The organism is Nocardioides sp. NBC_00368 (genome assembly GCF_036090055.1).
Classification (GTDB): Bacteria; Actinomycetota; Actinomycetes; order Propionibacteriales; family Nocardioidaceae; genus Nocardioides.
Genome location: NZ_CP107970.1, coordinates 2221986 through 2244730 on the forward strand (window position 1 = coordinate 2221986; position 22745 = coordinate 2244730).

The following is a 22745-nucleotide window of genomic DNA, read 5'->3' on the forward strand; positions in this document are numbered from 1 at the left end:
CCAGTACGTCCGTTACATTCTGGCCGCCGTCGCGGCGTTCCCCGCGCATCTCCCCCGCGTGTCGGCTCCCCGCCGGCGAGCAGGGTCAGACGGTGCGGCGGACGGCGTCGGCGAAGGCGTCGCCCCGGGCCTTGTAGTCGCGGAACTGGTCCTGGCTGGCGCAGCCCGGGGCCAGGAGCACGGTGTCACCGGGCTTGGCCAGCGCGGCGGCGATCTCGACGGCCTCCGCGAGAGCGGCCTCGCCGTCGGGGTCGTCGAGCTCGACGATCTCCAGGTCACCGGCGTGGGCGGCGAGAGCCGTGGCGATCACGTCACGGTCCTGACCGATCAGGATGACGGCGCGCAACCGGTCGTGGATGGAGGCGACCAGGTCGTCGAAGCGGGCGCCCTTGGCCAGCCCGCCAGCGATCCAGACCACCGGGTCGTAGGCCTGCAGCGAGGCCTGGGCGGCGTGCGGGTTGGTCGCCTTGGAGTCGTCGACCCAGGTGACGCCGCCGACCTCGGCGACGACCTCGATGCGGTGGCCGTCGGGGCGGAACGACTTCAGCCCGTCGCGTACGGCGGCCTGGGAGACCCCGTGGGCACGCGCGAGCGCGGCCGCGGCCAGCGCGTTCTGGACGTAGTGGGGCGCGGAGGAGGCCAGGTCGGAGATCTGGCACAGCTCGGCGGCGGAGGTCTGGCGCTCCTCGATGAAGGCCCTGTCGACCAGGATGTCCTCGACGACCCCCACCTGACCGACGGCCGGGGTGCCGAGCGTGAAGCCGATCGCGCGGGCGCCCTCGACGACGTCGGCCTCCTCGACCAGGTGCATGGTGGCCTCGTCGGCGACGTTGTAGACGCAGGCCCGCTCGACGCCCTCGTAGACGCGGCCCTTGTCGGCGGCGTAGTCCTCCATCGAGGGGTACCAGTCGAGGTGGTCCTCGGCGATGTTGAGCACGACGGCGGCCTCGGCGGCCATCGAGGAGGTGTAGTGGAGCTGGAAGGAGGAGAGCTCGACGGCGAAGACGTCGTAGGGCTCGGGGTCCATCACGGCCTCGACGATCGGCAGGCCGACGTTGCCGACGGCCACGGACCGGAGCCCGGCCGTACGCAGGATGTTGTCGAGCATCTGCACGGTCGTGGTCTTGCCGTTCGTGCCGGTGACCGCCAGCCAGGGCGCGGCGTTGTCGGGGTCGCGCAGCCGCCAGGCCAGCTCGACCTCGCCCCAGATCGGGATCCCGCGCTCGCGCGCCTGCGCCAGCAGCGGGGCCGTCGGCCGCCAGCCGGGCGAGGTGACCACGACGTCGACGTCGTCGGGCAGCACGTGGGTGGCGCCCTCGCCGAGGCGTACGTCGGCACCGAGGATGCCGAGGAGCTTGGCCTTCTCCTGTCGCTCCTCGTCGCCCGGGGACTCGTCCAGTGCGATCACCGAGGCACCCAGGTGGGTGAGGTTGTCGGCGGCGGCGAACCCGGAGACGCCGAAGCCGGCCACGACCGCCTTCACGCCCTCCCAGGAGTCGTTGCGGCCGAGCTTGTCGAGCTTCTCAGCCATGTTCTCGGGCTCAGTCATCAGATGGTCGCCACCCATTCGGCGTAGAAGATTCCCAGGCCCGCGGCCACGAACAAGCCGGTGATGATCCAGAACCGGATCACCACGGTGACCTGTTCCCAGCCGAGCAGCTCGAAGTGGTGATGGATCGGTGTCATCCGGAAGATCCGCTTCGGTGTTCCCGTCAGGCGGCGGGAGAGCTTGAACCAGCCCACCTGGAGCATCACCGCCGAGGTCTCCATGACGAACAGTCCGCCGAGGATGATCAGCAGGAACTCGGTGTGCGACAGGATCGCGAAGCCGGCGAGCACGGAGCCGAGCGCGAGCGAGCCGGTGTCGCCCATGAAGATCTTCGCGGGGCTGGCGTTCCACCACAGGAAGCCGATGCAGGCACCGCTGATCGCGGCGCCGAGGATCGCCATGTCGAGCGGGTCGCGGACCTCGTAGCAGGTGCCGATCTCCACACTGGGACGGCCGCACCGCTGGTTGTTCTGCCAGATCGAGATGATCGTGTAGGCGGCGAAGACGATCGCCGAGGAGGCGGCCAGCAGGCCGTCCAGCCCGTCGGTGAGGTTGGTGGCGTTCGAGGTGCCGGTGACCATCACCCAGAAGATCGCCAGCAGCAGCGCGCCGCCGAGCCAGAAGAGCAGGCCGTCGCCACCGAGGAAATGGGGACCGAAGTCACGGATGAAGGAGAGCTGGTCGGCGGCCGGTGTGATGCCGTCTTCGTTCTCCATCGCCGGATGGATCGCCACCACGCCGAAGCCCACCGCGACCAGCGTCTGCCCGACCATCTTGGACCACGCGCGCAGACCGAGGTTGCGCTGCATGAAGACCTTGATGAAGTCGTCGACGAAGCCGACGGCGGCCATGCCCACCAGGAGGAAGAGCAGCAGGTAGGCCGTCGCGCTCGGGGCGTCGCCGGTCAGCAGCTTGGCCGCGATGAAGCCCACGAGGACCGAGATCACGATCGCGACGCCACCCATGGTCGGGGTGCCGCGCTTGGTGCGGTGGGTCGTCGGCCCGTCCTCGCGGATCTCCTGGCCGTAGCCCAACTTCGTGAACTGTACGATCGCAAATCGGGTGCCGAGCAGCGAGAACAGAAGCGCAATCGCTCCGCTCAGCAAGATCGCTCTCATGTCAGCCGGGTGCCTTCCTTGCCATGCCGTTCCATGTCCTTGCCCCCGGGCCGGTGTGCATAGCGAAGACACCGGCCTCAGGCATTCTTCCTTACGGGTTCGCCGGCTCTGCGGCACCCCGCCGTATCAGCGCATCGATCAGTGTTGCGCCAACGCCTCGCGGACGACCTCGCGGTCGTCGAACGGGTGGGTGACGCCGTTGATCTCCTGGCCCGTCTCATGGCCCTTACCTGCGACGACGACGATATCGCCGGGCTGGGCGAGGCTGATCGCCCGCTCGATCGCAGCCCGCCGGTCGCCGATCTCCTCGACGCTCGCGGATCCGCCGGTGGCGCCCGCCAGCACCTGTCGCCGGATGCTCGCCGGGTCCTCGGTGCGGGGGTTGTCGTCGGTGACGATGACGTGGTCGGCCAGGCGCGCGCTGATCTCGCCCATGATCGGCCGCTTGCCGGTGTCGCGGTCTCCCCCGGCCCCGATCACCACGATCAGCCGGGACTCGGTCAGCGGGCGGAGCGTGCCGAGCGCAGCCTCGACCGCGTCCGGCTTGTGCGCGTAGTCGACCACCACGGTGAACGGCTGGCCCTCGTCGATCCGCTCGAGCCGCCCCGGGACACCGGAGCCCTTGGCGAGGGCGGCGGCGACGCTGCGTACGACGTCTGCCGAAGCGGAGCCCGAGGCATCGTGCCCAGCCTGGTACGCGTGGTGGATGCTCGCCAGGGCCGCGAGGGTGTTGCTCACGTTGTAGTCGCCGGCCAGGGGGCTCGCGGCCGGGAACGACAGGCCGTCGGGGCCGTGGACGGTGAAGCTGGAGCCGTCGGGGCGCAGCTCGATGTCGGTGGCGCGCCAGTCGGCGGCGTCGTCGTGCAGGGCGTAGGTGAGGATCGGGATGTTGGCCTCGGCCGCGAGCCGGCGGCCGTGCTCGTCGTCGATGTTGACGATGCCGAGCTTCGCCCGCTCGGGAGTGAACAGGTCGGCCTTCGCGGCGTAGTAGTCCTCGACCGTCTCGTGGAAGTCGAGATGGTCGCGGCCGAGGTTGAGGAAGACGGCGACGTCGAAGACGACCCCGTCGACACGTCCCATCACCAGCGCGTGGGAGGAGACCTCCATCGCGCAGGCCTCGGTGCCCTCCTCCACCATCCGGGCGAAGAGCCCGTGCAGGTCGGGCGCCTCGGGCGTGGTGAGCGGCGTCTTGACGTCGCGCCCGCCGATCCGGGTGCCGACCGTGCCGATGACACCGGCACGGTGGCCGGCGTCGAGCAGCGCACTCTCGGCGAGCCGGGTGGTCGTGGTCTTGCCCTGGGTGCCGGTCACGCCGATCAGCCGAAGCCTGCTGGACGGGTTGCCGTAGACGCGGGCCGAGAGGGCGCCGAGCACCTTGCGCGGCTGCTCCACGAGCAGCATCGGCACCTCGCCGAGACCCTGGTCCTCCAGCGCGGCGGCACCGGCCGCGTCGGTCAGCACCGCCACCGCTCCGGCCTCGACGGCACCGGCGGCGTAGTCCGCGCCGTGCGCTCGGCTGCCGGGGAGCGCTGCGTAGAGGTCACCGGGCAGCACTCGTTGGGAGCTCAGCGTGACGCCGATGACACGGGCCTCGCCGCGTACGTCCAGGCCGAGCTCGCCGGCCAGCTCCGCCAGCGTCACCGGCTCGGTCACTCGTGGGCGGGTCGGGCTCTGGGGATCCGCCGTCTCGTACGCACTGCTCACCCGCGAAGGTTATCCGCCCGGCGGGACGAGGTCCCGCCGGGCCGACCTCAGGCGTGGCGCTCAGGCGTGGCGCAGGTGGGCCAGTGCCGCGGCGCTGAGCTCGCGCGGCTCCTGGCCGGGGACGACGAGCACGACGGGTACGCCGGCGTTGCGCACGACCGCGGAGGTGATCGAACCGTCGGCGAGCTGGGCGGCACGACCCCGCGGCGAGGAGCCGAGCGCGATGGTGCGGGCCCCGGCCTCGGTGGCGTACCTGGCCAGCACCGTCCCGGCGCTGGCGTGGTCGCCGACGCTGTGCAGCACGAGTCCGGTCGCGGTCACGCCGCGGGCGGCGAGGCGGTCGAGGTGGGCACGTACGGTCGCGGCGGCCGTCTCGGGCTCCTCGGCGTCGATCGCGAGCTCCTCGACGACCTCGGTCTCGCGGACGTGGACCACCTCCAGCGGGGCGCCCTCGGCCGCGGCCATCTCGGCGGCCCGGTCGACGACCGCGTCGGCGTCGAGGGTGGCCCCGACGGCGACCAGCACGGGGCGACCCTCACCGCGGACGGGTCCCACCGGCTCCAGCGTCGGCGCGACCGGCTCGGCGGTCTCGGCCGACTCGGCGGCCGTGATCAGCCTGTGGCCGCTGGCCAGGACGGGGATCGCGACCAGGAACGCGGCGGCGCCGACGTAGAAGGCCACCGACTGGTCGGTCGCCTCGGCGATCTTGCCCGCGGCGAACGGGGCCAGGCCACCGCCGATGAAGCGTACGAAGCCGTAGGCCGAGGAGGCGATCGGCCGCTCCACCGGCGAGACCAGCATGACCGCCTGGGTGGTCAGGGTGTTGTTGAGGCCGACGAAGACACCGGACAGGATCACGGCCACGATCACCACGGTCGGCGAGGAGACGCCCAGGCCGATGACGGCGAGCAGGACGCCGAGGCCGAGCAGGTTGACGTAGAGGGTCGGTGCGGTGCCGAAGCGGCGCTGCGCCCACGGCGCGCCCCACACGGCGAAGACGGCGACCAGGATGCCCCAGGCGAAGAAGACCCAGCCGAGCTGCAGCGGGTCGTGCAGCCCCATCGGGTAGGGCGCGTAGCCGAGCAGGGTGAAGAAGCCCCAGTTGTAGAGCAGCGCCATGATGCCCATCGTCAACAGCCCGCGGTGGCGCAGCGCGGCCAGCGGGGCCACCAGCGAGACCTTCTTCTCCGGCTTCGGCGTCGGCGGCAGGAAGACCAGCGTGGCGACCAGGGCGACCGCCATCAGCGCGGAGACGCCGAAGAACGGGCCGCGCCAGGAGATGCCGCCGAGCACCCCGCCGAGGAGCGGACCGACCGCGATGCCGAGGCCGAGCGCGGTCTCGTAGAGGATGATCGCCCCCGCGAATCCCCCGGTCGCCGAGCCGACGATGACCGCCAGGCTCGTGGAGATGAACAGGGCGTTGCCCAGACCCCAGCCGGCCCGGAAGCCGACGATGCCGTCCACGCCGTCGACGGTGCCGGCCAGCCCGGCGAACACCACGATCAGGACCAGACCGAGGATCAGCGTCCACTTCGCGCCGATCCGGCTGGAGACCCAGCCGACCCCGAGCATCGCCACAGCCGTCACCACCAGATAGCTGGTGAACAGCAGCGAGACCTGAGCGGGGGTCGCCTTCAGCTCCTCGGCGAGCACCGGCAGGATCGGGTCGACGAGCCCGATCCCCATGAACGACACCACGCACGCGAACGCGACCGCCCACACGGCGCGAGGTTGCTTGAACGGACTTGCGGCAGCTGCCCCTTGGTGGGAGCTCATACTTCTTGCCTCTTCTCAGACGTTGTTCGTACGCGTCGCCGGCAGGCCGGCGCGTCAGGAATCGAGCACGGCGTCGACGAGCCGGTCGAGCGCGGGCAGGGCGGCCGCGATGGCCGTCCGGTCGCCCCCGTCGAGGCGCTCCAGCGCCGCCTCGAGCGCCTCGGCCCGCTGCGTACGCCTGGCGGTGGTGACCTCACGACCACGGTCGGTGGTCTCGACGAGCACTCCCCGGCGGTCGGCAAGGTCGGCGGTACGCCGCACCAGCCCGTCCTGCTCGAGCCTGTTGACCAGCTGGGTCATCGCCGGTTGGGACACGCCCTCGGCCCGGGCGAGGTCGGTGATCCGCTGGCCACCGAGCCGGCCAAGCCGCGCGAGCACGGCGGCACCGGTCGTGGAGACCTCGCCGGCCGTCGACACCTCACGCACGAGTCGCACGAGGCGCTCCATGGTGGGTGCCAGGTCCCGGCCGGTCAATGCTGCGCTCACCCCAAAAACATAACTCACTTATGTATTGGATGCCAATCGAAGTGCTCGATCCGCATCGCGAGATGGCGCGGCGTGCTTGACGGGCACATCGTGGGGTTGACGGGTGTTTCAGTGCCCGTCAACCCCAGGGACACCCGGTCGACCGGGTATCCCTGGGACAAGCCTCACCAACCAGTGGGCATCTTCGACGGCTCGGTGCCGGTCGGCGGGACCCCGTAGCGCCGCAGGGCGAAGGACATGATCTGCGAGAAGACCGGACCGGTCACGGAGCCACCACCCCCGCCGTTGCCGGGGTTGTGGATCGCCACGTAGACCGTGAAACGCGGGTCGTCGGTGGGGGCGAAGCCGCCGAAGGAGACGGTGTTGGTGCCGTCGTAGCACTTGCACTCGGAGTTGACCCGCTGCGCGGTGCCGGTCTTGCCGGAGACGCGGTAGCCGGGGACGGCGGCCTGCTTGGCGGTGCCGTTGACCGGGTCGTTGATGACGCGCTCCATCATCTCCGCGGTCTGGGAGGCCGCCTCCTGGGACACCACCCGGTTGCGCTGGGCGGTGTCGGTGCCGACCTCGGCACCGGAGTTGTTGGTCGCGTTCCCGACGATCAGGCTGGGGTCGATCCGTACGCCGCCGTTGGCGATCGTGTTGAGCGCCGCGGTCATCTGCACCGCGTTGACCGAGATCGACTGACCGAAGTCGATGCGGTCCTCGTTGGCGTCGCTCCAGGCCTCCGGAGAGGCCAGCAGGCCCGCCGACTCGGTGTCCAGACCCAGCCCGGTGCGCCGGCCCTGGCCGAAGGCGGACAGGTATTCGCGCAGCTGGCCGTCGGCGTACTTGTCCGCGGCCATCACGGTGCCGATGTTGGAGGACTTCGCGATCACGCCGGCGAGGGTGAGCTTCTCGACGCCGTGGGGGTACCAGTCGCGGATCGGGGCGCCGCCGGACATGTAGGACTCCGGCACCCGGATCCGGGTCGAGGGCGAGACGAGCCCCTGGTCGAGCAGGCCGGCCACGGTGAGCACCTTCTGGACCGAGCCCGGCTCGTAGACGTTGGAGAGGGCGTTGCTACCCCGCAGCGACTTGGGAGAGGCGGCCGGGTCGCGGGCGTCGAAGGTCGGGTAGTCGACCAGGCTGAGGATCTCGCCGGTCTGGGTGTCCATGACCACGGCCATCCCGGACTCCGCGCGCGAGTTCTGCACGGCGTCCATCAGGGTCTGCTGCACGTAGTACTGCAGGTCGCGGTCGATGGTGAGGGTCAGGTCGTTGCCGTCGACGGGGTCGACGCGGTTGTTGGTACCCAGCGGCATCCGGGTGCCGCTGACCGGGCTGGTCGCGTCGTACTCGGCGTGGCCGTCCTTGCCGGCCAGGTGCTTGTCGAAGGCGGCCTCGAGACCGGCGAGGGGGCCGTCGTTGCCCATGAAGCCGACCAGGTTGGCCGCGACGTCGCCGTTGGGGTAGTTGCGCAGCGGGTCGCGGCTGGTCCACAGCCCCTGGTAGCCCTCCTTGGAGGCCTTCTCCACCGCGGCGGTCGCCTGGGTCGCGGGCACCTGGCGCTTGATGTACTGGAACCGGCTGCCGTCCTTGCGCAGCTTGGCGAGCGCCGAGGCGTAGTCGACGCCGAGCTCCTTGGCCAGGAACGCGGCGATCGCCGGGGCGTCCTTCTTGGTCTGCTTCGGGTCGGCCAGCACCATCAGCCCGTCGGAGGAGTCGGCCAGCGCCTCCCCGTCGCGGTCGAGGATCTCGCCACGCTCGGCCGGCAGCACGACGTCGACGACGTTCTCGGCGGCCGCCATCGCAGCGTACGAGTGCGGGTCGATGCCCTGCAGCTGCACCAGCCGGCCACCGAAGACCGAGAGCACCATCGCCACCAGGATGAAGCCGACGCGGAGCCGGATGTGCACCGGTCCGCGTCGCCGCGTCACCGCGGATGCTGGCCGCGGGGCAGGCCGTCGCGCCGGCCGGCGGACCTTCCGCTGGACCTGTCGCCTGGCCATCGTTCCCCTCCCCTACCGGGCCTCGCCCGACGACGTACGCTGCTCCTCGGTCGCCTGCTTCTCCGCAGCCTCCTGCTCGCGCTTCTTCTCGGCGAGCTCGGCCGCCTTCTTCTTCGCGGCGGCGGCCGCGGCCGCCTTCTGCTCGGCGACCAGCACGCTGTACGGCTTGGCGACCTTCGGGTGGAGCGGCGGCGTCGCGGACCGGTCGGCCGGGGCCGCCTCGCCCTCGATCTTGGCCTCGGGGACCCGCAGCATGGCCGCGTTCTGCGGAACGACCATGCCCAGGTCCTTCGCCTCGGCGGCGATCTTGTGCGGGTCCTCCATCTTCTTCAGCTCGCCGTCGAGCGCCTGCTCGCGGGCGGCGAGCGTGGTCGCCTGCTCCTGGAGACGCTGCTCCTGGAAGGCCGACTGCTGCATGGAGGTGTTGAAGACGAGCAGACCCACGACGCCACCGACGAGCAGCATCGAGACGAGCACGACGAACGGCAGCCGCGGGGCCATCGGCGCCGGCAGCGGCGCCGGGACGGCGGCGAGCCGTGGCTGGGTCGTCTCGGCCGCCCGGTCCGGGCGGCGCGCAGGCGCCTGTGGCGCGGCGGCGATGCTCATCTGGTTGCTCCAGGGGTTGACTTGGCTGTGTTGTCTCTTGGGTTGGATCGGGGCTTGACGCGCTCCACCGCGCGCAGCCTCACCGAGGCGGCGCGCGGGTTCTCCTCGATCTCCGCCTCGGTCGCCTGCTCGGCACCACGGGTGAGCAGGCGGAAGGACGGCTCGGCGTCGGGCGGCACGAACGGCAGGTCGGGAGGTACGTCCAGCTTGGTCGCCTCGGCGAAGGCCCGCTTGGTGAGCCGGTCCTCCAGCGAGTGGTAGGACTCGACCACCACGCGGCCACCGACGCCGACGGCCTCGAGCGAGGCCGGCAGTGCCGTACGCAGCGCCCCGAGCTCGTCGTTGACCTCCATCCGCAGCGCCTGGAAGGTGCGCTTGGCCGGATGTCCGCCAGTGCGACGGGCCGGTGCCGGGATCTCCGCGTAGAGGAGCTCCACGAGCGGGCCCGAGGTCGTGAACGGCTGCTTCTCCCGACGTTTGACCACGGCGTAGGCGATCTTCTTGGCGAACTTCTCCTCGCCGTAGTCCCGCAGGATCCGGGTCAGGTCCGCCGCCGAGTAGGTGTTGAGCACGTCGGCCGCGGTCTGGCCACGAGTGGCGTCCATCCGCATGTCGAGCGGAGCGTCCTCGGCGTAGGCGAACCCACGCTCACGCTGGTCGAGCTGCATCGAGGAGACACCGAGGTCGAAGAGCACCGCCTGGACCTCGTCCAGACCCTGCCCGGCGACCACGTCGAGGATCTCGTCGTAGACCGCGTGGACTCCTGTCCACCGGTCGCCGAAGCGCGCCAGCCGCTCCCCCGCGATGCCGAGGGCGTAGGTGTCGCGGTCGATGCCGATCACGCGGGACCCGGGGATCCGCTCGAGGACCGCCTCGGTGTGACCACCGTGGCCGGTCGTGCAGTCGACCAGGACGCCGCCGTCGGCGAGCGCGGGTGCGAGCAGGTCGACGATGCGGTCGAGCATCACCGGCACGTGCTTCTGGTTCGTCACCGCCTCGACCCCCATCGCACGGCTTCGTCTGGTGTGTGTTCTCGCCCGCCTCTTCGGCAGAGCCACGGGCTGACAACGCCACGAATCCGCAGAGCCAGGTCTCATGCCCGCTCCGTCACCACCAAGTGCCGTCCGGAACCGGGGAAGGTGCCCCGGATGGCTGGATGAGTGGAGCGGGACTGAGACCTCGTCCTGCGGATCCGCTGTTGACTTGTCTTGTTGCTTGTCGCTTTGTCGATCTGTCCCTTTATCAGTCCGTCGACTCGTCGAGGTCTGCGAACTTGGCCTGTGCACCCGCGGAGTACTCCGCCCACTTGGCCGGGTCCCAGATCTCGATCCGGTCCATCACACCGATCACGACGACGTCCTTGACGATCCCGGCGTAGTCACGCAGGAGCGGCGGGATGCCGATCCGGCCCTGCTTGTCCGGTGTCGTCTGCTCGGCCCCCGCAAAGAGGACACGGGCGTAGTCGCGTGCGTCCCGAGAGGTGAGCGGCGTCTGCTGGGCCCGCTGCGCCTCCTGCATGAAGACGTCCTCGGGCCACACCACGAGGCAGTTCTCCTGACCTTGCGTCACGACAACCCCCTCCGCCAGTCGATCTCGGAACTTTGCGGGAAGGAAGATCCGGCCCTTCTCGTCGAGCTTCGGCGTGTACGTGCCCATGAAGAACATGTGCTCGCCCCCGCGGTCAGCTCAACGTGGATCGTTCCTCCACTTTGCCCCACCGTACCCCACAATCCCCCACATTCAAACCACCTTCCTCCCCCACGAGGTGTTTTCGCACCACCTGCCGCTCCCCGCAGCCCGATGCGGCCAGGTCGTCGACCGCCGGCCGCGCGTCCCCCAGGCAGGTCACAGTCGGGTCAATGGCGCAGACGCCCGTAGGCGCTACCCCGTACGGTGTTCCCATAAGCAGGTGTGAGTCGGAAGGACGCGACGTGACGACGCCGTTGGAGGCCCCAGGATCGGGCCCAGTGCATGGGGCAGAGATCGAGACATTGGTGCGGGTCGCGGGCCGCATTCGCGACAGCATCGAGAAGGTGATCGAAGGCAAGACCGACGTCGTCGACTCCACGCTGACCGTGCTCCTCGCGGAGGGGCACCTCCTGATCGAGGACGTACCTGGAGTCGGCAAGACCCAGCTCGCGAAGGCGCTGGCGCGCTCGATCGACTGCTCGGTGCGCCGCATCCAGTTCACGCCCGACCTGCTCCCGAGCGACGTCACCGGGGTGTCGATCTTCAACCAGAACACCCGGGAGTTCGAGTTCCGTCCGGGTGGGATCTTCGCCAACATCGTGGTCGGCGACGAGATCAACCGTGCCTCCCCCAAGACCCAGTCGGCGCTGCTGGAGTGCATGGAGGAGCACCAGGTCACCGTCGACAACGTGACCTACCAGCTGGAGTCGCCGTTCATGGTGATCGCGACCCAGAACCCGATCGAGATGGAGGGGACGTACGCCCTCCCCGAGGCGCAGCGCGACCGGTTCATGGCGCGCGTCTCGATCGGCTATCCCCCGGTCGGCTCCGAGATCGCGATGCTGGCCAGCCACAGCGCGTCCAACCCGCTCGACGACCTCGACCCGGTGACCGACGCCGCGGAGATCCGCAAGCTCGTCGGCGTCGTCAACCAGATCTACGTCGCCGACTCCGTGCGCCGCTACACCGTCGCCCTCACCGCGGCGACCCGCGCCAACAACGAGCTCGCCCTGGGTGCCTCGCCCCGGGCCAGCCTGCACCTGCTGCGGGCCGCGAAGGCTCATGCCGCTCTGCACGGACGCGAGTTCGTCCTTCCCGATGACGTACGCAGGCTGACCGGCCCGGTCCTTGCCCACCGTCTCCTCCCCAGTGCCTCCGCGGCGATGCACGGCCGGTCGGTCACCGACATCCTCGAGACCGTCGTGTCCGCCGTGCCGGTGCCGCAGACCTGACCTGCCGGGCCGAGACCCACGGAGGGAAGCGATGCGTGAGGCGCTGTCCGGACTGACCGTCCGGGGCCGGGCGTTCCTGGCCGCCGGGATCACCGCGATCATCTGCGGGATCCTGCTGGACCAGTCGACGCTGTCCAGGATCGGGATGCTGCTGGTCGCGCTGCCGCTGGTCACCGCGGTGGTGGCCGCCTGGGGCCGCTACCGGCTCGCGCTCGTGCGCCACATCGAGCCGCACCTGACCGAGGCCGGCCAGCCCGCCAGGGTCGAGCTCACCATCGCCAACGAGGGCCGGATCCCCACCGGCACCCTCCTGCTTGAGGAGACGGTGCCCTACGCGCTGGGCGGACGTCCGCGCTTCGTGGTCGACCGGATCGGCTTCGGCTGGCGTCACAAGCTCGGCTACCAGATCCGCTCGGAGATCCGCGGCCGCTTCGACATCGGCCCGATGCGGGTGACCGTGGCCGACCCGTTCGGCCTGGTGGAGCTCAACCGCGCCTTCCACTCCACGCTTCCGTTCACGGTCACGCCGCGGGTGATCCCGCTGCCGTCCACGCCGCTGACCGGCAACGCCACCGCCTCCGGCGACTCCCGGCCGCGGGCCTTCCTCGGCGGCAGCGCGGAGGACGTCACGGTGCGGGAGTACCGCCGCGGCGACGAGCTGCGGCGGGTGCACTGGCGCAGCTCGGCGCGTCTCGGCGAGCTGATGGTGCGCCGTGAGGAGCAGCCCTGGCAGGCCCGGGCCACCGTCTTCCTCGACAACCGGCGCTCGGTCCATCGGGGCCAGGGCGCCGGCTCCTCCTTCGAGCAGGCCGTCGTCGTCGCCGCCTCGGTCGCCGTGCATCTGGTCGAGGCCGGCTACTCCGTGCGCCTGGTGACCTCCGGCGGCGCCACCCCCGGGACCGGCGCGGCCGGCGAGATCAACGCCGGCTGGCACGACCGCGAGGGCCAGGCCGACGCGGCCGCGCTGTTGGAGGCGCTCGCCGTGGTCGAGACCGTCCAGCACCATCACATCGACGCCTCTTGGATCGGCGAGGCCGGGCAGGGCGGCGTCACCGTCGCGGTGCTCGGCTCCCTCGACGAGGAGGACGCTCGCGTCCTTCGCCGGGTGCGGCACCACACCGGAGCCGCCCTCGCCTTCTCGCTCGCCGTGGACGGCTGGAGCGCGGTGCACCTGGCCCCCGAGCAGCGGCGGCCCAGCGGCGTACCTCTGCTCATCCAGCACGGCTGGAAGGCGGTCGAGCTCGGCATCGGCGACTCGGTGGCGACGCGCTGGCGCGAGCTCGGCACCCGGGGCGCGGCCGCGGGAGCGGGGGCCGCGCGATGATGACCTCCTCCGACGTACGCGGCGTCGTCCCCGCGATGGCGGTGCCGCTGACGTGCTTCGTGACCGTCCTGTTCGCGCTCTCCTCGTGGGGCTCGTTCACCAATACCCGCTTCTCCTACCTCGGCCCGGTCCTGGTCGCCGGCCTGCTCGTGGTCGGTACCGGCATCTCCGCGCGGCTGCTTCGCGTGCACGGCTCGGTCGTGGTGCTGCTGCAGCTGCTCCTCGGCACGATCGCGACCAGCCTGCTGGTCGTCCAGCACCCGTTCCCCGTCACCGCGGGCGGGCGGGCTCAGGTCTCGGCCGCGATGACCGAGGCCTACGCCGCCTTCAACCCCTTCGACCTGCCGATGTCCGCGCCGGAGGTGGCTGCCTACCTCGTCCCGGGCGGCGTCGCGGCCGTGTTCCTGGCCGATGTCCTGGCGGTCTCCCTGCGGCGGCCGCCGATGATGGGCCTCGTCGTGCTGGGCGTGTTCACGGTGCCGTTCAGCATCATCGGCGCCGGCGGCTGGGGTGGGGTCTCGTGGGTCGTCTTCGTGCTCACCGCGACCGCGTTCCTGGTGATGCTGCGCTTCGACCGCGCCCAGCAGCTCGGTCGCTGGGGGCGGCGTCTCGACGAGGATCTCCCGGTCGTGCCGGCCGCCGGACCGGCCGTCATCGGTGTCTCGGCGGTCGCCATCGCTCTTCTCACCCCGGCCTGGATGCCGAGCCCGAACGTCACCCTCCCCGGCCTGGGGCCGGGCGACGGCAGCGGACAGCTGCGGGTGATCAACCCGACCGTCGGGCTCTACGGCGACCTGCGCAGGCAGTCCGACGAGGTGATGGTCACGGCCACCCCGGTCTATGACGAGCCCGTCTCGTCGCCCTCCTACCTGCGGATCCTGACGCTGACGAAGTTCACCGGCACCGAGTGGACCCCGGGCGACCGCGACGTCCCTGCCGACCAGACGGGCGTCGCCAGTTTCGAACCGCCGATGTCCGACGAGACGCTGCTGGGCGAGCCCATGACCTACCAGATGCGGGCCAGCGACAAGTTCGAGTCGACCTGGCTCCCGGTCTTCACACACCCGCTCGAGATCACCGCCAAGGGTCCGTGGCGCTATGACGAGGACACCCTCGACTTCATGTCCACCGAGGGCCGGGACCACACCGTCGCGGGCGAGAGCTGGCGGATGACCGCAGCTCCCGTCGAGCCGTCCCAGCAGCGCCTGCTGGCGGCGGGCGAGCCGGGGATCGGAGCGCCGCCGGGGATGACCGACCTGCCGCTGCTCCCCGACGAGATCGAGGAGATCGCCCTGGAGCGGACCGCCGGTCAGGACCGGCCCTTCGCCAAGGCCGTCGCCCTGCAGAACTGGTTCCGCCACAGCGGGGAGTTCGTCTACAGCCTGGAGCGCGACGTCGGCACCGACAGTGCGGCCCTGCTGGAGTTCCTGACGACCAACAAGGTCGGCTACTGCCAGCAGTACGCGACGGCCATGGCCGTGCTCGCCCGCGAGATCGGTATCCCGGCCCGGGTCTCGGTCGGCTTCCTGAACGGGGACCAGGACGAGGACGGCGTCTGGCAGTTCCGCGGCCGCGACCTCCACGCCTGGCCCGAGCTGTGGTTCGAGGACATCGGCTGGGTTCGCTTCGAGCCCACGCCGGCGGCCGCCGACACCCGAGAGCCCGGCTACACGACCGGTGCGCTGGGCAATGCCCGCAACGAGCCGGAGGCGCCTGTTCCCAGCGCCGGCACGAGCGTGGCCCCGGTGCCCAACCGGCCACAGCGCGACGAGCCCGACCTGCCCGAGGTCGCCGACACCGGCACCGAGGAGTCCAACACCGGCGCCGTCTGGGCAGGTCTCGGCATCGTGGCGCTGGTCGGAATGGTCGCGCTCGCGGCACCGGCGGTCATCCGGCGCCGGCGGCGGACGACGCGGCTCGTGGGCGACGCGGAGGCCGGCTGGACCGAGCTCGGCGACACCGCGATCGACCTCGGCCTGCCCTGGACCGGCACCCGCTCACCGCGGGAGGAGGCCACCGGCCTGGCCCCGCACCTGCAGAGCCGCGAGCCGATGCTCGCGCTGCAGCGCATCGTGGCCGCCGTCGAGCGCAAACGCTATGCGGAGCATCGCGACAGCGCGGCGGTCGGGGACGACGTACGCCTGGTCTCGGCCGCGCTCAGGGAGCAGGCCGACCGGCGGGCACGGAGGCGGGCACGACTGTGGCCGGCATCGGTCTTCCGGCGACCGGCGGCACCGACCACCGACGGACCGGCGGCGCGGTCCGAGCGGGAGCTGATCTCGTCCTGATCTCTACAGGTCGTTGTCGCCGCGGCGGCGTTGCTTCCAACGCTCGCTGGCGCGGTCGAGGAACGAGCTGCGCGGAGCGTGGTTCCCGTCGTCCTCCTCGACCGCGGCGGCACCGCGCAGGGCGGTGAGCAGCACGGAGGTCGAGGCCAGCATCACCAGGAAGCCGACCACCCCGACGATCCACATCCGTGAGATCACACCGGTCATCAACAACGCGACTCCAGCAGCGAGCACGATGCCCGCGATGACCGCGTGTCGACGTTGGGCACGGCGCAGGGCCGTGCCTCGGAGGGCGGAGGCGAACTTCGGGTCCTCCGCCGAGAGCGCGCGCTCCATCTGCTCGAGCAGGCGAAGCTCCTCTTCCGAGAGTGGCACCGTACCTCCCATGTCCTGTTGGGGCATCTCCAAGTCTAGGCACGCCATCCTGAAGGCGGTAGTGAGCCCGGAAAATTCTTGCCCCTCGACGTTCTGCCACATGGCACAACCACAGCCGATTGTGTCAAGCGAATGGGCATTTGCGTCAACCCCGGCCGTGGTCGAGCAGGCTCGCCCGGCGCACGAGGCTGGACCCGAAGCGTTCGGCGACCTGATCGACGGCACGGTCGGCCTCGGACCAGCCTCGCTCCCGCTCCCCCAGCACGAGCTGCCGGTCGGTGCCCTCGCGGGTGATCAAATGCTCCACCCGGACCCCGACCAGGCGTAGCGCGCGGCCGCGGAGGTTCAGCTCGTCGTAGAGCCGGACCGCCGTGGCGTGCACCTCCTGGGTGACGTCGGTGGGGTCGGGCAGCGTGCGGGAACGCGAGATGGTCTTGAAGTCGGTGAACCGGACCGTGAGCGCGATCGTGCGGCCGACCGTGCCGGCCCTCCTCATCCGCCGGGTGACGCGGGCCGAGAGGCGCAGCAGCTCACGCACGATGTCCTCGCGATCGCTCAGGTCGTGACCGAAGGTCTCCTGGGCGCCGGTCGACCGGTCCGGCAGGTCGGGGCCGAGCCGTCCGGTCAGCTCGCGCCGGTCCGTGCCGGTGGCGAGCCGGTGCAGGTGGCCGCCGAGGCGTGGACCGAGGATCTGGTGGAGCGTCGGGACGGGAGTGCGGGCGATGTCGCCGACCGTCTCGAAGCCGAGCCGCCGAAGCCGGTTGCGCGTGCTCGGCCCGACGCCGTAGAGCTCCCCGACGTCGAGCGGGTGCAGGAATCCGGGGATGTCCTCCGGCCGCACGACCACCACCCCGTCGGGCTTCGCCTTGCGGCTGCCGACCTTGGCCACGCTCGGCGTCGGCGCGACGCCGACCGAGCAGGTGATGCTCAGCTCCTCGGCGATCTGGCGCCGGATCCGCTGGGCGATGCTCTCCGGGCTCCCGAAGAGCCTGGTCGCCCCGCTGACGTCGAGGAACGCCTCGTCGACGCTCACCACCTCCACCAGCGGGGTGGCGCGGCGGAAGATCTCGCGGACCTGCTTGGAGACCTCGGCGACCTCCCCGAAGTCGAGACGGACCGAGACGAGCTGCGGGCACAGGCGCCTCGCCATCGAGCCGGGCATCGCGGCACGTATGCCGTAGGCCCGCGCCGGGTAGTTGGCGCAGGTCACCACGCCTCGCGCATGCCCGCCCACCACCACCGGCTGGTCCCAGAGGTCGGGCTGGTGCCGGATCGCCACCGAGACGAAGAAGGCGTCCATGTCGACATGGAGGATCGGGGTGACCTCCGGAGCGCCAGCGGAGGAGGTCACCCCGATCCTCCGAGGACGCGGACCAGCGCTGACTCGGCGCAAATGTCACGCCGGAGCGCTAGCGGAGGTGGGACCTTTGCGCCGCGTCGGCGCCCGTGGGCGAAGCGAAGCGAGCCGTCAGCGAAGCGAAGCGAGCCGAATGCGAAGCGAAGCGAGCCCTCAGCGAAGCGAAGCGAGCAAATGCACCTGCGACGCGAACGGCAGGTAGTCCGGCCGCGTGGAGACGGCCTGCTCGAGATCGACCAGCGCATTGGTCGCACCAGGCTCGACATCGAGCAGCGACCCCGGAACATGATCGACGAAGACACGTACGCCACGGACGTCCGTGACCTCGAAGCCCGCCGCGTCCAGCAGCCGGGTGACCTCGTCGAGAGCGAACCGGCGACCGGAGCGGCCCTGCGGCGCGGTGTCGTCGAGCAGCTCGGCGGCCTGAGCGAAGTGGCCGGCCAGGGCACGCGAGAGGACGGCGGCGGTGCGCTGGGAGACCAGCAGGCTGAGGGTGCCGCCGGGGCGGAGCACCTCGCGGATCCCCGCCAGTGCGTCCTCCGGGTCGGGGACGACCTCGAGGACGCCGTGGCAGAGCACCAGGTCGGCACCGCCCGGGTCGGCGACGTCGGAGAGGGCGGCCAGGTCACCCTGGCGTGCGTCGACGGTGACGCCGGCCTCGCGGGCACGGCGGTCGAGGGCTGCCAGCGCGTCCGGGCTGGGGTCGACGACGGTGACCCGGTGACCGAGCCCGGCGATGCGTACGGCTGAGGTTCCGGTGCCTCCGCCGATGTCGAGGACGTCGAGCGAGCCGGAGGCCAGGACCGGGTCGAGCGCGTCCCAGACGGCGACGGTCCGGGCGCCTGCCCGACGACTGGTTGATGCGGAGCCAGCTGCCATGGGGCCAAGCGTAGGCCCTGATCCCACCTCACCTGAATCAGCCCACGAGGCGGTCGTGACGCAGGCGGGTGACCTGGGAGGTGTGGGCCATCAGCCCGAGGGACTCCTCGACCACAGCGAGGAAGCGGTCGGCGTCGCGCACCTGCTCATCGGCCTCCTCGGCGGTGACCGCTCGGATGGAGCCGGCCTCCGCGGCGGCGCGCTTGGCGGCGCCCGCGGCGAAGTATTCCGCCCACACGGAGAGCTCGGGCGCGACCTTCTTGAGACGGACCCAGGCGTTCCAGGGACGACGGCGGCCGGCCCGGGTCGCGGCCTCGACCGGATCGGTGCGGGCGGCGATCAGCGCTGCGGCGGCCTGGAGGGCGGCGACATGCGCCATGGCGTACCTGCTCGGCACGTCGTCGGCCGCGATGGCCTCCGAGAGAGACTCGGTGGCGCGGAAGAGGTAGCTGTGAGTCGTCGCCGGCAGCAGATGCATCGGGTCGTCCTTCTCGCTCAAGGTCGACCCCGCAGTGGACGGCTCCGGCGGGCGTCGGGGGTCGAGGACGACGCCCGCCAGAGCCTGGTTGTTCGAACATTTGTTCGAACACGGGATCAAACTACACCCCGCCACCGACAGTCACAAGACGTTTCGGTGACGGGGCGTGTCGAGGTGGTGCCGGTGGCCGCTCAGTCGTCGGCGACGGCGCCGCGGATCCGGTGCGGCGGGTGGATGTAGCGGGTGTTCGCGGGTAGCCACATGACCGCCAGCAGCCCGGCGGCGATGACGATCGCGATCCCGGTGAGCACGCTGATGATCACCGGCGGGCCGGTCAGGATGCCGCCGATGCTGGCGACCGCGGAGATGAACACCAGGAACGTGATCGTGATCCGGGCCCACTCGAAGCCGTTGCGGAGGAAGACCGCGAGCACCCCCATCATGATGGCCATCACCCCGAACAGCGTGATCGCGGGGGCGATGAAGGCCGGCGCGCTGACCCGGTTGTCGGTCGGCGGGTTGATCAGGGCGTCGAGGCCCTCGGTCTCCAGGATGCGCTTGGCCGAGGGGTTGCCCTCCGCCCAGGCGCGCACGAGGTCGTCGGAGCGCAGCACCATCACCACGACCACGACCGCGCTGAAGGCGATCAGGCCGATGATCAGCCGGATCGCCCACGTCATCTCGCGCGGTACGGGCTCGGCAGCGAGCGCTGCCACCTCGAAAGCGACCTCCGGGCCCTCGCTCACGACCACACCTTCGTTCTCGTCGGGTGTCGTCATGGTCATCCGGTCTCCTTGCGACGTGGGGGTTCAGTCTCCGTTGATCAGCCCATTCTGCCGTACGGGGTGCAACGTAGGTAAATACGGATCGCGTGCGCTCGGTCTCGGGCCGACGCGACTCGGTCTCGACACGCTTCGCGGCTTCGCAAGCTCAGTCGCTGCGCTCGCTCGACCTCCTCCCGTTGCGACCGCGCTCGTTCCTCGCGCGGTCGCAGGCTCGGATGTCGGTGGCGTAGGCCAAGATGTCCTCATGGAATCTCTAGCGCTGACCTTCTCCAGTGGGTGGGCCAGTGGCATCAACGCCTACCTGGTCGTGCTGGTGCTCGGCGTCGTGCAGCGTACGACGGGGGCCGAGGCGATCCCGGACGTGCTCGGCACGTGGCCGGTGCTGGCCGCCGCGGGGCTGATGTACGCGATCGAGTTCGTCGCCGACAAGGTGCCCTACGTCGACTCGACCTGGGACTCGATCTCCACGGTGATCCGACCCACCATCGGCGCGGTGATCGGCGTCCTGCTCGCCGGTGAGGCCGACTCGCTCAACGAGGCCGTCGGCGGCGTGGTGGGCGGCACGACGGCGCTCATGTCCCATCTGGTCAAGGCCAGCGAGCGGCTGGCGGTCAACACCTCCCCCGAGCCGGTCTCCAACTCGGTGGTCAGCGTGGTCGAGGACGGCCTCGTCCTCGGTGTGGTCTGGTTCGCCACCGAGCACCCGCTGGCCGCGGCGGGCGTCGCCGCGGTGCTGTTGGTGGCCGGGCTGGTGCTGGTCTATCTCATCGTCCGGGCCGTTCGCGGTGGCTGGCGCAAGCTGACCCGACGCGGACGACGCGGCGCCCCACCGGACGGGCCCTCCGGCGGTGACACCTTGCCCTACCCGGTCCAGTGACGAGCATCGTCGTCCTCGGGGGCGGGTACGCCGGGATGGCCAGCGCCGCCAGGCTGGCCAAGCTCGGCCACTCGGTGACCCTGCTCGAGGCCTCCGGACAGCTCGGCGGCGCCCTGGTGCCGGTGCGCGAGGAGGGGTTCACCTGGGACGCCTCGGCGACCTCGACGCTGCTGCCCGCGGTGATGCGCGACCTGTTCCGCAAGTCCGGGCGGCCCGCGGAGCGTGAGCTCGAGCTGGTGCCGATGGACGTGGTCCGCGAGCACCGGTTCGCCGACAAGACCTCGGTCACGGTGCCGGGCGGCACCCGCGGCGCCCAGCTGGCGGCCTTCGACGAGCTGGCGCCCGGCACGGGCCGGCTGTGGACCGACTACGTGGCCCGGTTCAGCGAGGACTGGGAGGTGCTGCGCCAGCACTACTTCGAGGTGCCCTGGGAGCCCTCGGCGCTGCCGTCCGCGGTCGCGGAGCGGTTCAGGTCCCGCGAGACCCTCCACAAGCGGCTGCGCAAGACGTTCAAGGACGAGCGCCTCCGGCTGGTCGCGGCGCACCCGTTCGTCGCCGCGGGCCAGGAGCTGCGTGACGTACCTGCCTGGGCGGGGTTGACCGCCTACCTCGAGCAGCGGTTCGGCGCCTGGCGCGTCGAGGGCGGGATGGGCGTGGTCGCCGAGGTGCTCACCGCCCGGATGGCCACGCGGCGGGTCTCGGTGCAGACTGCGACCCGGGTGGAGGACATCGTCGTACGCGAGGGCCGAGCGGTCGCGGTCAGCACCGCCGCCGGCGAGATCGACCTCGGCGCCGACGGCGCGGTCGTGGTCGCCTTCGACCCGCGCTCGCTGCCGGCCCTGCGGCCGCTGGTGGAGCGCACCCTGCCGGCGATCCCACCGATGACGTTCCACCTCGGGCTGGAGTCGCTGCCCGAGCACCTCACCGACCTTCCCGACGAGCTGGTTCTCCACGGCGAGCCCACCCTGGTCGTACGCACGCGTGGGCTGGCCCCCGAAGGACAGCACGCCTGGACGATCCACTCCCACGGCAAGCTGATGGAGGACGTCCTGCTGGCGCTGGCACGCCACAAGATCGATGTCCGCGAGCACGTCGTGCACCGCGTCGACCTGGGCGCCGCCGAGCTCGTACGCCGCTGGCGCGGGTCCCCGCTGGGCGTGAAGTGGGCGGGGCGCGGCACGGTGTTCCAGCGCCTCGGCCCGCGCACCCCGATCCCGAACGTCTACGCCGCCGGTGCCCACGCCACGCCGGGGGCCGGGCTGCCGTTCGCCGGGCTGTCGGCCGCGCTGGTCGCGCAGTCGATCGGGTCGGCCCGTTAGACGGTGACGTTGAGCTTGGCGAAGATCTCCAGGGTCGCCTTGGACCGGTTGAGCGTGTAGAAGTGCAGGCCGGGGGCGCCTCCGTCGAGGAGCTCCTGGCACAGCTCGGCGGCGACCGCGATCCCCTCGGCACGGATGTCGGCGGGGTCCGGACCGGCCGCGGTGATGCGCTCGACGATCTCGTCGGGCACCTCGGCGCCGATGAGCTCGCTCTGGCGGCGGATGGCGGCGAGGTTCAGGATCGGCATGATCCCCGGCAGGATCGGGATGTCCACACCGCGGGCACGGACCCGGTCGACCAGACCGAAGTAGTCCGCGGCGCGGAAGAACATCTGGGTGACCGCGAACTCCGCCCCGGCCTTCGCCTTGGCGACCAGGACGTCAGCGTCGGCCTCGATCGACTCGGCGCCCGGGTGGCCCTCAGGGAAGGCGGCGACGCCGATGCGGAAGTCGCCACGCTCCCTGGCCAGCCGCACCACGTCGATCGCGTAGTCGAGGCCACCGGGGGTCGGGGTCCACTCGGCGCGCGGACCCTCGGCGGGGTCGCCGCGCAGCGCCATCACGTGGGCGACACCCTGGGCGGCGTAGGAGTCCAGGATCCCGGCGACCTCCTCGCGGGTGTGGCCGACGCAGGTCAGGTGGGCGACGGGCAGCAGCTCGGTCTCCGCGGCGATCCGGCCGGTGATGGCCACGGTCTTGTCACGGGTCGAGCCGCCGGCACCGTAGGTGACGCTCACGAAGGTCGGCCGATAGGGCTCCAGGGCGCGCACGGCGTTCCACAGCTGCTCCTCGCCGGCCTCGTCCTTCGGCGGGAAGAACTCGAAGGAGAACGAGCGCTCGCCCTGGTTGATCAGCTCCGCCAAGGAGCGTCCACGTCCAGTCACCATCGGGCCATCGTAGTGAGTGCCCTAGGCT

20 protein-coding genes are annotated in these 22745 nt (G+C 71.1%); 5 read left to right on the forward strand and 15 right to left on the reverse strand.

What is annotated here, in order from left to right; translation table 11 throughout:
* Positions 1–85: 85 nt before the first annotated feature.
* The 9 genes from murD to mraZ all read right to left on the reverse strand — a co-directional run bounded on the left by murD (position 86) and on the right by mraZ (position 10892).
* The gene (gene murD / locus OG984_RS10580; protein WP_328531546.1) at positions 86–1549 is read right to left on the reverse strand and encodes a UDP-N-acetylmuramoyl-L-alanine--D-glutamate ligase; all 1464 of its coding nucleotides are present in this window, start codon (positions 1547–1549) and stop codon (positions 86–88) included.
* Positions 1549–2667, reverse strand: a complete 1119-nt coding sequence (mraY, locus tag OG984_RS10585) for a phospho-N-acetylmuramoyl-pentapeptide-transferase (protein ID WP_040757062.1) — start codon at positions 2665–2667, stop codon at positions 1549–1551. The genes murD and mraY overlap by 1 nt, the downstream gene beginning before the upstream one ends.
* 138 nt (positions 2668–2805) lie before the next feature.
* A complete protein-coding gene (locus OG984_RS10590) occupies positions 2806–4293 on the reverse strand; it encodes a UDP-N-acetylmuramoyl-L-alanyl-D-glutamate--2,6-diaminopimelate ligase (RefSeq protein WP_442941007.1) in 1488 nt (495 codons plus the stop codon).
* Positions 4294–4431: 138 nt separating this feature from the next.
* Entirely contained in the window at positions 4432–6057 is a 1626-nt protein-coding gene (locus tag OG984_RS10595) for an MFS transporter (protein WP_328531547.1), read from the reverse strand.
* A gap of 144 nt (positions 6058–6201) precedes the next feature.
* Positions 6202–6633, reverse strand: a complete 432-nt coding sequence (locus tag OG984_RS10600; RefSeq protein ID WP_328531548.1) for a MarR family winged helix-turn-helix transcriptional regulator — start codon at positions 6631–6633, stop codon at positions 6202–6204.
* 164 nt (positions 6634–6797) lie between these two features.
* Positions 6798–8549: a peptidoglycan D,D-transpeptidase FtsI family protein gene (locus OG984_RS10605; RefSeq protein WP_328531549.1), complete on the reverse strand. Its 1752-nt coding sequence runs from the start codon at positions 8547–8549 to the stop codon at positions 6798–6800.
* Between the two features lie 84 nt (positions 8550–8633).
* Complete coding sequence (locus OG984_RS10610) at positions 8634–9227, reverse strand: hypothetical protein (RefSeq protein WP_328531550.1); 594 nt, start codon at positions 9225–9227, stop codon at positions 8634–8636.
* Positions 9224–10234 (reverse strand): 16S rRNA (cytosine(1402)-N(4))-methyltransferase RsmH, encoded by a 1011-nt coding sequence (rsmH, locus tag OG984_RS10615; RefSeq protein ID WP_328531551.1) that lies wholly within the window; start codon positions 10232–10234, stop codon positions 9224–9226. The genes OG984_RS10610 and rsmH overlap by 4 nt, the downstream gene beginning before the upstream one ends.
* 235 nt (positions 10235–10469) lie before the next feature.
* The gene (mraZ, locus tag OG984_RS10620) at positions 10470–10892 is read right to left on the reverse strand and encodes a division/cell wall cluster transcriptional repressor MraZ (RefSeq protein ID WP_008363047.1); all 423 of its coding nucleotides are present in this window, start codon (positions 10890–10892) and stop codon (positions 10470–10472) included.
* A gap of 302 nt (positions 10893–11194) precedes the next feature.
* Here mraZ and OG984_RS10625 point away from each other — a divergent pair, with 302 nt between their 5' ends.
* From OG984_RS10625 to OG984_RS10635, 3 genes are read left to right on the forward strand one after another with little or no spacing between them, the layout of a single operon-like run.
* The gene (locus OG984_RS10625; protein ID WP_328531552.1) at positions 11195–12148 is read left to right on the forward strand and encodes an AAA family ATPase; all 954 of its coding nucleotides are present in this window, start codon (positions 11195–11197) and stop codon (positions 12146–12148) included.
* A gap of 31 nt (positions 12149–12179) precedes the next feature.
* Positions 12180–13472: a DUF58 domain-containing protein gene (locus tag OG984_RS10630; protein WP_328531553.1), complete on the forward strand. Its 1293-nt coding sequence runs from the start codon at positions 12180–12182 to the stop codon at positions 13470–13472.
* Positions 13469–15760 carry a transglutaminase family protein gene (locus tag OG984_RS10635; protein ID WP_328531554.1) on the forward strand — a complete coding sequence of 764 codons (2292 nt, stop codon included), beginning with the start codon at positions 13469–13471 and terminating at the stop codon, positions 15758–15760. The genes OG984_RS10630 and OG984_RS10635 overlap by 4 nt, the downstream gene beginning before the upstream one ends.
* Before the next feature lie 3 nt (positions 15761–15763).
* On the opposite strand, the gene OG984_RS10640 is transcribed toward OG984_RS10635, so the two are convergent.
* The 5 genes from OG984_RS10640 to OG984_RS10660 all read right to left on the reverse strand — a co-directional run bounded on the left by OG984_RS10640 (position 15764) and on the right by OG984_RS10660 (position 19634).
* Positions 15764–16135 (reverse strand): DUF3040 domain-containing protein, encoded by a 372-nt coding sequence (locus tag OG984_RS10640; RefSeq protein ID WP_328531555.1) that lies wholly within the window; start codon positions 16133–16135, stop codon positions 15764–15766.
* Positions 16136–16280: 145 nt separating this feature from the next.
* On the reverse strand, positions 16281–17486 hold the full coding sequence (gene dinB, locus OG984_RS10645) for a DNA polymerase IV (protein WP_328531556.1): 1206 nt from the start codon (positions 17484–17486) through the stop codon (positions 16281–16283).
* A 159-nt stretch (positions 17487–17645) separates the two neighbouring features.
* Positions 17646–18371 carry a methyltransferase domain-containing protein gene (locus OG984_RS10650; RefSeq protein WP_328531557.1) on the reverse strand — a complete coding sequence of 242 codons (726 nt, stop codon included), beginning with the start codon at positions 18369–18371 and terminating at the stop codon, positions 17646–17648.
* A 37-nt stretch (positions 18372–18408) separates the two neighbouring features.
* Positions 18409–18870: an SAV_6107 family HEPN domain-containing protein gene (locus tag OG984_RS10655; RefSeq protein ID WP_328531558.1), complete on the reverse strand. Its 462-nt coding sequence runs from the start codon at positions 18868–18870 to the stop codon at positions 18409–18411.
* A 170-nt stretch (positions 18871–19040) separates the two neighbouring features.
* Positions 19041–19634 (reverse strand): hypothetical protein, encoded by a 594-nt coding sequence (locus tag OG984_RS10660; protein ID WP_328531559.1) that lies wholly within the window; start codon positions 19632–19634, stop codon positions 19041–19043.
* Positions 19635–19878: 244 nt separating this feature from the next.
* On the opposite strand from OG984_RS10660, the gene OG984_RS10665 reads away from it, so the two are divergent.
* Together OG984_RS10665 and OG984_RS10670 are read left to right on the forward strand one after the other, a co-directional pair.
* Complete coding sequence (locus OG984_RS10665; protein ID WP_328531560.1) at positions 19879–20511, forward strand: DUF4126 domain-containing protein; 633 nt, start codon at positions 19879–19881, stop codon at positions 20509–20511.
* A complete protein-coding gene (locus OG984_RS10670; protein ID WP_328531561.1) occupies positions 20508–21830 on the forward strand; it encodes a phytoene desaturase family protein in 1323 nt (440 codons plus the stop codon). The genes OG984_RS10665 and OG984_RS10670 overlap by 4 nt, the downstream gene beginning before the upstream one ends.
* Here OG984_RS10670 and metF read toward each other — a convergent pair.
* Positions 21827–22717, reverse strand: coding sequence for a methylenetetrahydrofolate reductase [NAD(P)H] (gene metF, locus OG984_RS10675; RefSeq protein ID WP_328531562.1), 891 nt, complete (start codon positions 22715–22717; stop codon positions 21827–21829). The two genes, OG984_RS10670 and metF, sit on opposite strands and share 4 nt — an antisense overlap.
* Positions 22718–22745: the final 28 nt, after the last annotated feature.